We start from the raw sequence: 13,428 nt of genomic DNA, 5'->3' as shown, positions 1-13,428 counted from the left end.
ACCCTTATGAGCTCTTGCCCTGTCGACGAGGAGGCATTATAGAGATCGCGCTCACATTGGCAAGCGTTATTTTGAAAAAACTGCAGAAATAACGCTTAACCGCCGACTTTTCATTCAAAGCCTTATTTATCCAACTTTACCCCTAGAAAGCAAACACAATACCCACAGAGTTATCCACATATCGCTATTTTTAGCAAAAAGAAAAGGCCGCATTGCGGCCTTTCTTCATATATATAGAAGAGAATAAACTAGATACCCGAACCGTCTTGCTCGTTGCCATCATCCTCATGAAGTCCACACTCACGCTTTAAACCAAAGAAGCGAGTCTCCTCTTCACTCATTCCTGGCTCCCACTTCTTAGTTGTATGCGTATCACCTACCGACAGGTAACCTTCATCACGCAGTGGGTGGTAAGGCAATCCATGCTCCTCTAGGTAGTAGTGAACATCTTTATTCGTCCAGTCGATTACAGGTAGGAATTTAAATACACCATTTTGAATCGATAGGATTGGCAAGCTGGCTCTAGATTTAGATTGCTCTCTACGTAGACCCGAAAACCAAGTCCCGACTTCTAGCTCATATAAAGCCCGCCTCATTGGTTCTACTTTATTCAGCTTGTTGTATTTTTCAATTCCCTCTATACCTTGTTCCCACAACTGGCCATATCTCGCTTCTTGCCAATTCGCACTTTCTTTTGCTCGATAAACTTTTAGGTTGAGCGTGAGTTGTTCACTCAGTAGATCGATAAAGCGATATGTTTCTGGAAACAGGTAACCCGTATCTGTCAGAATCACGGGGATATCAGGTTTTTGCTGAGTGACCAGATGCAGCATAACCGCTGCTTGAATACCAAAGCTCGACGATACAGCAAACCGATCTTCAAGATTTTCTAACGCCCAAGCTACTCGTTGCTGCGCGGTTAGCTGCTCTAACTCTGCATTAATTTGACCAAGCTGCAGTATTTGCTCTGTCTTAGTTAATGAGAGAAGCTCTGCTAACTTTGGTTTTGAAGCGATTGAATCAAGCATGCAAGTCCCTCTTAGATACTTTGACTTCTTGAATGATGCCAGCACGGATAGCAAAATCACCAAATCCTTCGCCAGCTTCACGCTCTTTGGCCCAACGACCTACGAGCTGATCAATCTCTTCTAGTATCTGTTTATCTGTGATGTTCTCTTTATACATCTTCGGAATACGCGTACCGGCACGGTTACCTCCTAAATGAAGGTTGTAACGACCAGGCGCTTTACCTACTAAACCAATCTCAGCTAACATCGCACGGCCACAGCCATTTGGACAGCCAGTAACACGCAAGATAATGTTGTCTTCTTTAGGTAACCCGTGCTTCTCAAGGATGCCTTCTACATCAGTCACAAACTGAGGAAGGAAACGCTCTGCTTCTGCCATCGCGAGTGGACAAGTAGGAAATGCCACACATGCCATCGAGTTTTTGCGCTGCTCACTTACAGTGTCATCTATTAAGCCATGCTCGCGAGCAATTTTCTCAATCTTGGCTTTTTGACTCTTAGCCACACCAGCAACAATTAAGTTCTGGTTTGCCGTCATACGGAAATCGCCTTTATGGATTTTGGCAATTTCAGCAACACCGGTTTTGAGTGGTTTGCCTGGGAAATCTAGCAGTCGACCATTTTCGATAAACAACGCTAGGTGGTGTTTACCGTCGATGCCTTCTACCCAACCAATTCGATCACCGCGATCGGTAAACTCGTATGGGCGACTCTCGCCAAACTTCACGCCTGCACGCTTCTCTACTTCCGCCTTAAATACATCAATACCAACACGGTCTAGAGTGTACTTAGTTTTAGCGTTCTTACGATTTGATCGGTTACCCCAATCACGTTGAGTCGTCACAACCGCAGCAGCCACATCGAGTGTTTTATCTAGTGGGACGAAACCAAAGTCGTCAGCACGACGAGCGTAAGTAGATGTGTCACCATGAGTCATCGCCAATCCGCCACCCACTAAGACATTGAAGCCCACCAGCTTACCGTTCTCACCGATCGCGACAAAGTTAAGGTCGTTCGCATGTACATCCACATCATTTTGCGGAGGAATCACCACCGTTGTTTTGAACTTACGAGGAAGATAAGTTTTACCTAAGATCGGCTCATCATCGTCGGTGGTTTCTACTTTCTCGCCGTCTAGCCAGATTTCCGCATACGCTTTGGTTTTAGGTAGTAGATGCTCACTGATTTTCTTCGCCCATTCGTAAGCTTCTTGGTGCAACTCTGACTCAATCGGGTTAGTCGTACACAACACGTTACGGTTTACGTCGCCCGCAGTCGCAATTGAGTCAATGCCAATGCTGTTTAGCGTTTGGTGCATTAGCTTGATATTTGGTTTAAGTACACCATGGAATTGAAACGTTTGACGTGTTGTTAGACGGATACTGCCATAAAGCGAATGTTCGGTTGCAAACTTATCAATCGCCAACCACTGTTCAGGTTTAATAATACCGCCCGGCATACGTGCACGAAGCATCACGTTATGCAGTGGCTCTAGCTTTTGCTTAGCGCGCTCGTTACGAATATCGCGATCGTCTTGCTGATACATTCCGTGGAAACGAATGAGCTGGAAGTTATCCGCAGTAAAACCACCAGTGATCTTGTCTTCCAGATCTTGCTCTATGGTTCCGCGCAAAAAGTTGCTTTGAGTTTTCAGACGTTCGTTATCAGATAACTTTCCTAACTCTTCGCCTAGTACGACTTGCTTATTATTTTCAGTAGAAAAAGTCATTAGTACACATCCCTTTGATAACGTTTCGCTTTACGTAATTCATTGATAAATTCTTCTGCATCATCACGTGATAATTTTCCGTGCTGCTCGACAACATGAATCAAAGCTTCATGAACGTCTTTCGCCATGCGTGTAGCGTCGCCACAGACATAGATATAGGCACCATCTTGAAGCCACTGCCACACTTGCTCAGCGTTTTCTAAGATACGATGTTGAACATAAACTTTCTCTGCTTGGTCGCGGCTAAAGGCCACATCTAGACGGTTTAACAAGCCTGATTTCAGATACTTTTGCCACTCAACTTGATACAAGAAATCTTGCGTAAAGGTACGGTCACCAAAGAACAACCAGTTCTTGCCTTCTGCTTCACGATTGTCGCGCTCTTGAATAAAGCTGCGGAAAGGAGCAATACCAGTACCTGGACCAATCATGATGACTGGAGTGTTATCATCTTGCGGTAGCTTAAAGTTATTGTTGTTTTCAACAAACACTTTCACTTCGCCACCTTCTTCCAAGCGCTGAGCTAAAAAGCTTGAAGCGCCACCATAGCGTTTTTCATCACCCTTATCGTATTCAACCAAGCCAACGGTCAGATGGACTTCTTCATCAACTTCTGTTTGGCTCGATGCAATGGAGTACAGGCGAGGAGTTAAACGGCGCAACAAACCTATGAGTTCATCCGCAGAGAGTTTGGTTTTCTTTTCAGAAAGGACATCTACTACCTGAGTATTACTTGCGTACTCACGCAGTTTGTCTTTGTCTTCCACCAGCTTTTCTAGCTTCTTGCTACCCGATAGCTCTGCAAACTTAGCCACCAGTTGTGGGTTCGCCGCGGTGATTTCAAACTTACTCACCAATGCGCTGTGAATAGAGAGGCTTTCACCGTCAACTTCGACACTTTCAACGCCAGATAAACCAACCTTACCGAGAATGGCATTGGCAAGCTCAGAGCTGTTGTCAAACCAAACCCCTAATGCATCACCCGGTTGGTACGTCAGACCTGAGTCCGTCAGGTCGATTTCTACGTGGCGAACATCCTTACCTGAGTCACGGCCTGTAATTTTTTGGCTAGTTAACAAGGTCGCGGTATATGGATTTTGCTTATTGTATTGAGAGTGCCCCGCTACCGCTTGACCAACGGGTAGTTGAACCACATCCGCTTCTTGACCAGAGGCGAGATCGTCTTTGACGGTTTCAAGAGCTTTCGCACGCCACTCTGCTGCTGGCGCGTCGTAGTCCACATCACAATCAATACGATCAATAAACGCACTAGCGCCCTGCTTCGCCAGATAGGCGTCAAAGTCTTTGCCCGTTTGACAGAAAAATTCGTAGCTTGAATCACCTAAACCGATAACACCATACTTCAGATTTGGCAGCTTAGGTGCTTTCTTGGATTGCAAAAACTCATGCAGCTCTATGGCATTATCAGGCGCTTCGCCTTCACCATTGGTTGATGCCACGATAATAACGTGCGTTTCTTTCGCTAAGTTCTTACCTTTGTAATCACTGGCATCAAACAGCGCGACGTCAATACCTTGGGCTTTCGCTTCTTGCTCTAACTGCTCGGCAACACCCTTCGCATTCCCCGTTTGAGAAGCAAAAATGATGGTCAGTTTGCCAGCTGGTTTCGCTGCTACCGCAGCGGCGGCTTGATTAATTGGAGCAGCTGCGCCCGTTGTTTGAGGCTGAGCCTGCGATAATCCCCAAAAATACCCACTTACCCATGCAAGCTGCTGTGAGGAAAGACCGGAGACGGTTTGTTGAAGAGAGCCAAGCTGCTGGTCATTGAGTGGAGCAGCGATGGCAGGTAATTCTTGCTGAGAAGGCCCGTTGTTAGTAGAGGACTCTTTCTTATTTAAAGACATGGTCACGACATCCCTATTCATTGCGTGATGATAGATTAACCACTCTCTTTAATAACAAGAAAGAATAGAAGTGAATGTTTTATAACTTTTGGAATTAAAGGATTAAAGCAGAGAGGCGTTTATATCTTTATTTGGCTTCGATTCTTACTTGTTGAAAACCAACCGCCATGGCAGATTTAGACGCTAAATCGAGATCGATATACTGACACTCCTCTCCGTGAGAGTCGGTCAACAGCACAAAGCCGCCCCGGGCGTGACGAAACTCAACAATCCAAGCGCCCTCTTGAGCGGAAGGTTCAATGATGGCCTCCACCAATTTGTTTTCCCTGTATAGATTCCTTAGCTCAGTAATCGTCATGAGGTTCCTTTCTCTATCGGACACAAAACTCCTAGAGTAAGGATGGTAGAAAGCGTCGAAAGTGCGAACAAATAACGCTCAATATAATCAATAGATATAAAAAAACGCCGCTATATAAATAGCGGCGTTTCTCAATAATTTCTTTTTTAGAAGCTAAACTCAGCCCCAACAAACCAACCATTGGCAAAAATAAACGGCTTACCTAAATCTGAGCCACCAGCAACACGGAAATCTTCAGACTCTAAATCGATCACTCGATAACCACCTTTTAATGCGAGTTGGTTGCCATTCAAATCCATTCGGTACTGAGCACCAGCCATTAAGTCAGTACTCTTGATGCTATTGCTATCACCGAAGTTCATTTCACCAATAATATCAATGGACGTATCTGGAACAGTCAGCTCTGCATAGCCGTACCATGCCCAAATCATTCCATCGAATTCTGTATTTCGTGTCGCGTCTTCTGCATTGATGTATTTGGTATTAGACAAGTCACTTAAAGTCACACCCGCATCAAAGTGCATTAATTCATGCTCAAAAATACGGTAGTAAAGTGTTAAGTCTAATTTATCGAATGCCATGTAATCAGCATCGACACTAGAGTAACGAATTCGAGCATCAGGTACGTACTTAACATTATGCTCTATGGCTGCGTAAAAGCTTGGGGAAGTGTCACTATCACGGTTTACTTCATTAACCTTTGTCTCCGACAACCACATTTCAGCACCAATCTTCGTCGTCAATGATGACTCTTCAGCGACAGCTGGCACTGACATGACAGCAGCAGCGAGTAAGGCTGCAGTTTTAAAACCCATGAACTTGTTTCTCCCAGTAATGGTGCTTGCTCCTCCCAAGACGAGTAATCGTCAATGGAGGTGTATACGATATGCGCGAATTCTACCATACACACCCGCCATCCCAGCAACTATTTATCTCTGGATGAGAATTAACGAGCCTGCGCTACATGAGATTTAAAGAACCATATACCGATCGCAATCACGATGAGCCAAGGTAATATTTTAAGTACTGCACCTAACATTCCAAGCAGAACCATGACAACAATAGAAAACGCTACCCCAGCAAATACCGTCAGCATAGTGACTCCCGTAACGAGTAGTGTCGCGGTAAATACCAAAATAAAAATCAGTTCAAACATACGCTTCTCCTTTGTTTGAACTGACTCTTTCAGATTATGTGCCAACTTCAAAAAAATAAATAACACACTGATTTTATGATACAAAATAAAAAGGCGCTCACGATAAGCACCTTCTTAATAAATTAGATTTGGTATTTTTCACCACACTGTTGGTATTTTTTACACATCCAACTCTTGCGGAATTTTCGCTAAAGCCGCTTCAACCACCTCGATACCCGCACCTGGTTTGTGCGCATTCTCGCTAATGTATCGACGCCACTGACGGGCACCTGGCATCGCTTGGAACAAACCAATCATATGACGAGTAATGTGCCCAAGATAAGCGCCTTTCGAAAGCTGAGCTTCAATGTATGGGTACATTTCCTTTACGACTTGAGAGCGTTTTTTGATCGGCTTGTCTAAACCAAAGATCTGCTGATCCACTTCCGCTAGTAGATACGGGTTCTGGTAAGCTTCGCGACCGACCATCACACCATCTACATGCTCTAAGTGAGACAGAGAATCGCCCAGTGTCTTTACCCCACCGTTTACGGCAATGTTTAGATGAGCAAAATCTTTCTTTAGCTGATACGCACGAGGGTAATCCAACGGTGGAATCTCTCGGTTTTCTTTCGGGCTTAACCCAGACAACCAAGCCTTACGCGCATGAATAGTAAACTGGTCACAACCGCCTTTCTCTGAAACAATCGAAACAAAATCTGTCAGAAACTCATAAGAATCTTGGTCATCAATACCGATACGTGTTTTCACCGTGACTGGAATATCCACCACATCACGCATTGCAGCTACACAATCCGCCACCAACTGAGGCTCCGCCATCAAACAAGCACCAAAACGGCCATTTTGCACACGATCTGATGGGCACCCTACATTAAGGTTGATCTCATCGTAGCCGCGTTCTGCTGCAAGTTTAGCGCAAGTCGCGAGATCTTGCGGGTTCGAGCCACCTAACTGCAGTGCCACCGGATGTTCTTCTTCGTTATACGCTAAAAAATCACCTTTACCATAAATGATCGCACCAGTCGTAACCATCTCTGTATAAAGCAGAGTCTCGTTTGTCAGCAAGCGATGGAAGTAGCGGCAATGACGATCTGTCCAATCGAGCATGGGTGCAATGGAAAAGCGGTTAGCCGCGTATTTACTAGTATTGTCAGGTTTCATAAGGTGTTACTCGAAATCTTACCACTGTATATACATACAGCAACTTGCTAGAATTGCCCCAAATCTACCCATTCAGTACGCATATAGTACGCATCAAAGGAGTAGGACGAATGGCGTCATTCAGCATTAAAAAACGAACACTAAAAAGCGGTGAACTGCGCTTTACAGTGGACATCATAGTCAAAAAGAATTCGGCGATTATACACAGAGAATCGAAAACATTCAGGAAAAAAGAACTCGCCCGAACCTATGCAAATAAACGGGTTTTAGAGTTGGAAAATCCAGACGCATGCGGACAAAAATCCGTACCGCTATACGTACTGTTCGACAAGTTTATGGAAGAGCCTGATTTGTGGGATAAAACCGGACGAACAAAGCAGTATGTCATTAAACTACTTCGTGATTGCGATATTGCTTATGTTGAGAGTGACAAGCTAAGAACAAGTGATCTCATCCAACACTGTAAAAACCGTAAAGGTGCAGGCGCTGGCGGCGCTACCATCTACCATGACATTGCTTACCTTCGTTCAGTAATGAAAAAAGCTAAGCCCGTTTTCAATATTGCTGCCAATTTTCAGATATTCGACGAGGCCGTTCCCGTTCTCACCGACATGGGGCTAATAGGTAAAAGCCAAAAACGAACCCGTCGCCCTACTTCCGAAGAACTCAAACTGCTCAAAGAAGGGCTAGAGCAAAGAGAGAACTATCGACCAAACGGAAAAACACGGATTCCATTCACTGACATTCTTGAGTTCAGCATTCTCACTTGTATGCGTATTGGAGAGGTGTGCAATATTCGATGGGAAGACTTAGACCACGAAAACAAAACCATCGTGGTTAGAGATAGAAAAGACCCGCGTAAAAAGACCGGCAACCATATGTTAGTCCCCCTACTCGGTGAGTCATTTGATATCGCGCTCAAGCAACCGAAGATAAATGAGCTGATTTTCCCCTACAACCCAAGAAGCGTAACCGCAGGTTTTCAGAGAGTACGTAATGAGCTAGGTATTGAAGATTTAAGGTACCATGACTTGCGAAGAGAGGGAGCGAGTCGTTTATTCGAAAAGGGCTACTCTATTGAAGAGGTTGCACAGGTTACGGGGCATAGGAGTTTGAATGTGCTGTGGCAGGTGTATACTCAGCTATTTCCCTCCAACCTACATAAAAAGGCTCAGCAATGAGCCTTTTTTATCAATATAAGCAATTGAAATAAAACACACTTTAACAATAACCGACCACAAAACGCCCACACAGTAAGATTTATAGGATATAGCGTTGGGAATCAGCCTTAAACGCTTTGTTAGCTATTAAGGCAAAAAGTCAGCAAAGACCTCACTATATACCTTTTGCGCCTGTTCAGTTTTTTCAGTTGGTCGTCCATCCGAATCAAGAAAGAGATGAGCTCTCGGTACAAAATTCCCATTAACAACCTCAAGATCATCAAAGCTCATTCCATCGAAATATTCTGGATGGTTCTTTAGATGCAGGTTCAATAGAGGAAGAACTTGTTCCTTTGTAACACCAACTACATTTGACATATTTGTCTCCTTATATTTAATGATTCCGTAAATTCCCAGACTTTAGGAAAGATAGCTAACGCCCAATTGAGGGGTGAACAACGCCTCCACCCAAACCTAAAGCATTGTGCCATAAACACTAAATTTGAAGTAGAAGCAAAAGTGCCAAGCGTTGTGAATCCCTCTTAAATTGCTTGTTATAAATATTTTGAACTACTTATACTTCTCGACAACTACGGCTTCTATAGCCTGACAAAACTCATTGATGTCTTTCGTCTCGACACCGGAACAAGTCAAAAAAATTGAACTGTCTTTATACGTAACCGTGAAGCTTTCATAGTGAACTGCACTACTAAAATTAAAACAAATACTCAACTCAATTGATTTGTGGGGCCCAAACTCATCAAAGCCGTCTACAGACGTAACTATATGTATTGGAGGAACTCGCTCACTATCATGGATATTGTTTGCATACGAAGTAACTTTGCCACGAGTACAGAAATGATTATTCAAACGCTTTTCGAGATCTTTAAGTGTTCTGATTGCTAGCTTTTTAGCGTTAGTTTCAGTTCTCGAGGTTTCGAGAATCTTTTTGTTTAATTGATCAAATTTCCCACCGGGTTTGCCAACCATAAGTCTACGAAAAAAATCAAAATTCACCGATAAAACCTCTAATATTTATAACGCCGCATTAAGGTGTGAGCAACGCTTGGCTATACTTGAGCGAAGCGAAACTGCCAAGCGTTGCGAATCACTCTTAAATGCTTTGTTAGAATTTTCCAGTCCCGATGATTTCTTCCAAAACAGAATCCATTCCGTACAGCTTTTCTCTGACTATCGAGTTGAGTTCTTTCAATGAGTCCAATGCTTCTTTTGTTCCTAGGACCTCACTTGTATAGACTACAGAGCGAATATCAGCTTCATGCCAATGCTCACTTGGAATTCCCGCCAATTCATTTGCACTAGGGTTTCCTGGATAGTAATGAAGAAAATACTTACCCTCTTTATTCTCTATAATTGACCATGTGTGTTTGTTGTCATAAACAAAAAAACATTCCGAATCCATGTCACCTTGGACAACATTCGTGATTGACCCAGAATTTGAAATCATTGCGTTAATCGCCGTTACAATTTTACTCATTAGTATCTCCGACTAAATGATCAATATTTTTTACGTTAAGGTGTCTGAGACGTTCTCTCAACTCACTGACTAGTGCTCGCTTTTTAGGCTCAGACAACTGCTTTTTGCCTAAAGCATACATATCAATATCAGAGAGAGAAGATGAAAAATGCTGCTTTAACTTATCATTACCTTTGATCTGACCAACGATCTCATTAAGAATATTGACTATTTTTTCATTTTCATTTTCGTCTTTAGCATTGTATTCGTTTAGCTTTTCCAACTTCTCTTTAACTTCGGAAAGAGATAACTGATATGTATAATTCACTAACATTCTGAATACAGCAGTGAAGCTCTCTTTTTTGGCAAGAAATAAATAAATCGCAATCGAAGAGGCTCCAATCGTAACGATGTTGGAAATCAAAGATATCCATTTCATTAACTCATCCAATTCTATCTCCTTTATTAAATGAAAATTCTAACGCTTATTAGCTAACTTCCGCCCGCCTAACACGACTCATTTTGTGAATGACTAATTTTAACCAGACAACAATACCATCGGATTATCAACAAGTTGAATATCCAAACTAAAAGTTATTATGCAAACTGTGTTCTATGTCATTAATCAGTACGCTTTCCTGACATTACTCGCAAAAAAGCCCACTCCAAAGAGTGGGCTAACACGATCAAACGTCATATGACGAAGACAATGACACTTACAATGACGTTTTTAATGACGTTCTTCTAGGCGAACAATCCGCTCTTCCATTTTTTCCATCGTTCGACGGATCCACTTGAGATCGGTTTTAATCGCTACACCAACACCAATACCACTAGAGATTGCGCTCACCGCAGCTATGATTAGGGTTTGGTATTCCGCCATTATTTGCTCTCGTTACGTAGGGTTTCCCATAGACCAAGCGCCATCGGTACAAGCGTACCAATGAGACCACCGTAGCTTGCGCCGGACTCACTGACCGAGACCGTCAGCAGCTCAGGATGCCCTGACGCAGCAGCCACACCCGCCGCAATGAGCGCCGCCCCTTTGTAGGTGGACGGCTGTTTGATAAGACTTTCTAGATACTTTTTCATAGCAATTTATTCCCTTTCAGAAACTTGATGGCGTAGGCACTGAGGATGGCTCCTATCACCATCACGATGATTTTCTTGGCGTCTTGTTTGGTCATGCCATTTGTACCCCTTGTTGCGCTTGCTCTAGGGTGTAATGACGACCGACTTCCATAATCGACATCGAATGAATCAGACGCGCCAGCGTGTTGTCGCTGCGTAGGTCAATCGGTGCATCAGGGCTCACGCCGACACGCTTCGCCACAAACTCGGCGTAATGGTCTGAGTTGTTTTCATGGCTTGGCGCAAACTTATGGATAAGCTCACGGATACTCTCTAGGCCGTAGCGCCCTTGGTAGGTATCACGCAGCAATTTGGCCCCTGCTCGGAATCCATATTCCGGTGCTTGGAAGGTTTCAAAACGGCTATCCACCGATGGCGTGACCTTGCCGAGCCAGTTGTTATTTACATTGCTCTCGATGTTGAGCGGGTTATTCGCTCGAACGCCGCGAGGCTTACGAATGGTATTCACCACGTTGGTGACCTCTTGAGTGATGGTTTCAATAACATTGCTCCCACGTTGTGAGCGGGTGACGTAAACCACACCACCCACAAGCAGAAGCATGAAGGCAATAACGGGCGCTCTCACACTGGCACCACGTTGTTATCAACCTTGTCCACGATATTCACGTCCAACACGCTGATAGAAAACGGCTCGGCGTAAGAGACGTACATGCTGAGCGGATTCAGCTCAATGACGTTTTCCGTCCAGAGGATTTTTTCAGAGTATTCCTCCCACGGAATTTCGGTGTACTCCCACACGAGCTGACACGCGAGATGCAGATTGTTGAACGTAAAATTCAACGCCTCCGCCGTCAGTCCGGTGTTGTTGCCTTCGGTTGGGCCAAGCGGCAAACGCGCCACTTTGGTGTAGTTGGCCGTGAGCACCAAAACGTCGTGACTGTCTCGGTTCACATTGACCGGAATACGAACCAAGGGCTCGACAATTTCAGGCGTTTTATCAATATCAAAGCCAATATCGAGCGCTAACCCGTCCCACAGGTTCACATCCGAAAAGCCGTCCGCGTTCAGGCCGATTTGATAGCGAATGTTGATGCTCAGCGTGAACTCAAGCTCTTTGTTTTGATGCCCGTCGATGTCTTCCAGAATCGAGTCACGCATGGCTTGGGGCACAAAGTCACTCACCGTCACCGTTTGACCGTTTTGGTCGACAATGGAAAAGCAGTCTTTACGGATGTAATCGGCGTAGGCTTGTTGCGGGTAGCGCACCGGACGCAAGTCCAAGGTCGGTTTAATCGTCTGAGCCAGAATCCCAAGGTGACCGCCGGAGCCTTGCGACAAGACGTATTGGGCGAGGCGCTCCACCTTGTTGACTGAGCTACCCTCCCCAATGATTTGGCGAATACGGTCAAAAAGTTGTTCGTTCATGAGTGACACTCCAAGATAAACACGCGATCGGTTTCTGCTCCTGTCAGTTCGATGGCGGCGGTCGATTCAATCTCAATGAGCTCACCCGCCAGTAGCGGATAGCTCCCGTTAATCAAAATCTGCTCGGCGTTATCGCTTGGGGTGCGAATCGTGATTTTTTGTCGAGTCAGATTCTCTTCAAGGCTTGCGGGCATGGTGAGCTCTTGCACATCAATGGCGCTGCTCTTGGGCTGCACCTTGGTTTTCACTTGCTGATTGGGCGCAATCTCCATTGGTGGCATTAACTCAATGACCACACGCTGACCGTCAGACGGCGGTTGGAAATCGCCTTTACCAAATTCCACATCAATGGTTTGAGACTCGCTCGAATGCAGCAGCACTCGCCCAAGCAGCTCGTTGTTTTTAATCACCGAGCCTTGTGGAATCGTCACGCGCTCACCCGTCACGGTTTCCATCACAATCGGAGCGCTTGCGTAACGCAGCCACAGCCAAGAGCCGGAGATGGTCACGGGATACGGCTGATTTTCTTGCAGCGTAAATTTCATCGTTTCTTCAGTGCCATCATGGCCACCGCTCCTAGAATCAAGGCAATCACAACCAACATGATGATTTGCTCTTTGCGCGTCTCACTTTGGCCGTTGTCTTGTTTGAATTTCGCCAGCTCCATAATGGAATCTAGGCTTTGTTTGTTTTGCTCGGCTTGGTTACCCGCGAGCCCTGCCAACATTTGCAAGTTCTCCGAGTTCGCCGCGCTCATATCGTCTAAGGCATCACCCGCAAACGACAGCGAGCCATTCATTGCGCTTTCGGCAAATAACAGGCTTTTCTCGATGGCACCGTGGTCAGTGGCCGTGACCGTAATGGTCGAATCCGACACGCCACTGATGGCCGTTCCGAGGTTGTTGCCAGAAATGGCATTTTGACCGCTGACGTTACTGGTCGAGGTGATGTTCTTAGAGCTGGATTTACCACCCATA

The 13,428-nt window shown here is 44.9% G+C and carries 18 protein-coding genes; 1 reads left to right on the top strand and 17 read right to left on the bottom strand.

Annotation, left to right across the window (positions count from 1 at the left end; translation table 11 throughout):
* Positions 1-248 precede the first annotated feature (248 nt).
* The 7 genes from U9J37_RS13160 to dusA form a co-directional block, all read right to left on the bottom strand.
* Entirely contained in the window at positions 249-1,028 is a 780-nt protein-coding gene (locus U9J37_RS13160; protein WP_322413830.1) for a phosphoadenylyl-sulfate reductase, read from the bottom strand.
* Positions 1,021-2,757: an assimilatory sulfite reductase (NADPH) hemoprotein subunit gene (gene cysI, locus U9J37_RS13155; RefSeq protein ID WP_322413829.1), complete on the bottom strand. Its 1,737-nt coding sequence runs from the start codon at positions 2,755-2,757 to the stop codon at positions 1,021-1,023. The genes U9J37_RS13160 and cysI overlap by 8 nt, the downstream gene beginning before the upstream one ends.
* Entirely contained in the window at positions 2,757-4,622 is a 1,866-nt protein-coding gene (locus U9J37_RS13150) for an assimilatory sulfite reductase (NADPH) flavoprotein subunit (protein ID WP_039478571.1), read from the bottom strand. The genes cysI and U9J37_RS13150 overlap by 1 nt, the downstream gene beginning before the upstream one ends.
* A gap of 127 nt (positions 4,623-4,749) precedes the next feature.
* A complete protein-coding gene (locus U9J37_RS13145) occupies positions 4,750-4,980 on the bottom strand; it encodes a hypothetical protein (RefSeq protein ID WP_005475948.1) in 231 nt (76 codons plus the stop codon).
* Between the two features lie 146 nt (positions 4,981-5,126).
* Positions 5,127-5,795: a TIGR04219 family outer membrane beta-barrel protein gene (locus U9J37_RS13140; RefSeq protein WP_005475987.1), complete on the bottom strand. Its 669-nt coding sequence runs from the start codon at positions 5,793-5,795 to the stop codon at positions 5,127-5,129.
* A gap of 131 nt (positions 5,796-5,926) precedes the next feature.
* Positions 5,927-6,136 carry an envelope stress response protein PspG gene (pspG, locus tag U9J37_RS13135; protein ID WP_005475931.1) on the bottom strand — a complete coding sequence of 70 codons (210 nt, stop codon included), beginning with the start codon at positions 6,134-6,136 and terminating at the stop codon, positions 5,927-5,929.
* Between the two features lie 159 nt (positions 6,137-6,295).
* Positions 6,296-7,297 carry a tRNA dihydrouridine(20/20a) synthase DusA gene (dusA, locus tag U9J37_RS13130; RefSeq protein WP_043887412.1) on the bottom strand — a complete coding sequence of 334 codons (1,002 nt, stop codon included), beginning with the start codon at positions 7,295-7,297 and terminating at the stop codon, positions 6,296-6,298.
* A 110-nt stretch (positions 7,298-7,407) separates the two neighbouring features.
* Here dusA and U9J37_RS13125 point away from each other — a divergent pair, with 110 nt between their 5' ends.
* Positions 7,408-8,478, top strand: coding sequence for a site-specific integrase (locus tag U9J37_RS13125; protein WP_043887410.1), 1,071 nt, complete (start codon positions 7,408-7,410; stop codon positions 8,476-8,478).
* Between the two features lie 126 nt (positions 8,479-8,604).
* On the opposite strand, the gene U9J37_RS13120 is transcribed toward U9J37_RS13125, so the two are convergent.
* The 10 genes from U9J37_RS13120 to U9J37_RS13075 form a co-directional block, all read right to left on the bottom strand.
* Entirely contained in the window at positions 8,605-8,835 is a 231-nt protein-coding gene (locus U9J37_RS13120; RefSeq protein ID WP_043887408.1) for a DUF2498 family protein, read from the bottom strand.
* Positions 8,836-9,027: 192 nt separating this feature from the next.
* Positions 9,028-9,474: a hypothetical protein gene (locus tag U9J37_RS13115; RefSeq protein ID WP_157607891.1), complete on the bottom strand. Its 447-nt coding sequence runs from the start codon at positions 9,472-9,474 to the stop codon at positions 9,028-9,030.
* Positions 9,475-9,583: 109 nt separating this feature from the next.
* On the bottom strand, positions 9,584-9,955 hold the full coding sequence (locus U9J37_RS13110; protein WP_043887406.1) for a hypothetical protein: 372 nt from the start codon (positions 9,953-9,955) through the stop codon (positions 9,584-9,586).
* Positions 9,948-10,385 carry a hypothetical protein gene (locus U9J37_RS13105; protein ID WP_150918945.1) on the bottom strand — a complete coding sequence of 146 codons (438 nt, stop codon included), beginning with the start codon at positions 10,383-10,385 and terminating at the stop codon, positions 9,948-9,950. Before U9J37_RS13105 ends, U9J37_RS13110 begins: the two co-directional genes overlap by 8 nt.
* A gap of 279 nt (positions 10,386-10,664) precedes the next feature.
* A complete protein-coding gene (locus U9J37_RS13100) occupies positions 10,665-10,817 on the bottom strand; it encodes a hypothetical protein (RefSeq protein ID WP_005475908.1) in 153 nt (50 codons plus the stop codon).
* The gene (locus U9J37_RS13095; RefSeq protein ID WP_005475922.1) at positions 10,817-11,026 is read right to left on the bottom strand and encodes a hypothetical protein; all 210 of its coding nucleotides are present in this window, start codon (positions 11,024-11,026) and stop codon (positions 10,817-10,819) included. Before U9J37_RS13095 ends, U9J37_RS13100 begins: the two co-directional genes overlap by 1 nt.
* A 91-nt stretch (positions 11,027-11,117) precedes the next feature.
* Positions 11,118-11,627 (bottom strand): hypothetical protein, encoded by a 510-nt coding sequence (locus U9J37_RS13090; RefSeq protein ID WP_005475977.1) that lies wholly within the window; start codon positions 11,625-11,627, stop codon positions 11,118-11,120.
* A gap of 20 nt (positions 11,628-11,647) precedes the next feature.
* Positions 11,648-12,451, bottom strand: coding sequence for a hypothetical protein (locus U9J37_RS13085; RefSeq protein ID WP_043887404.1), 804 nt, complete (start codon positions 12,449-12,451; stop codon positions 11,648-11,650).
* On the bottom strand, positions 12,448-12,996 hold the full coding sequence (locus U9J37_RS13080; protein WP_005475985.1) for a hypothetical protein: 549 nt from the start codon (positions 12,994-12,996) through the stop codon (positions 12,448-12,450). Before U9J37_RS13080 ends, U9J37_RS13085 begins: the two co-directional genes overlap by 4 nt.
* On the bottom strand, positions 12,993-13,427 hold the full coding sequence (locus U9J37_RS13075; RefSeq protein ID WP_005475942.1) for a hypothetical protein: 435 nt from the start codon (positions 13,425-13,427) through the stop codon (positions 12,993-12,995). Before U9J37_RS13075 ends, U9J37_RS13080 begins: the two co-directional genes overlap by 4 nt.
* Between the last annotated feature and the right edge of the window lies 1 nt (position 13,428).

It is taken from the genome of Vibrio sp. 16, from assembly GCF_963681195.1.
Taxonomy (GTDB): Bacteria; Pseudomonadota; Gammaproteobacteria; order Enterobacterales; family Vibrionaceae; genus Vibrio; species Vibrio sinaloensis_D.
This window is presented reverse-complemented; position numbering and strand designations above follow the sequence as displayed.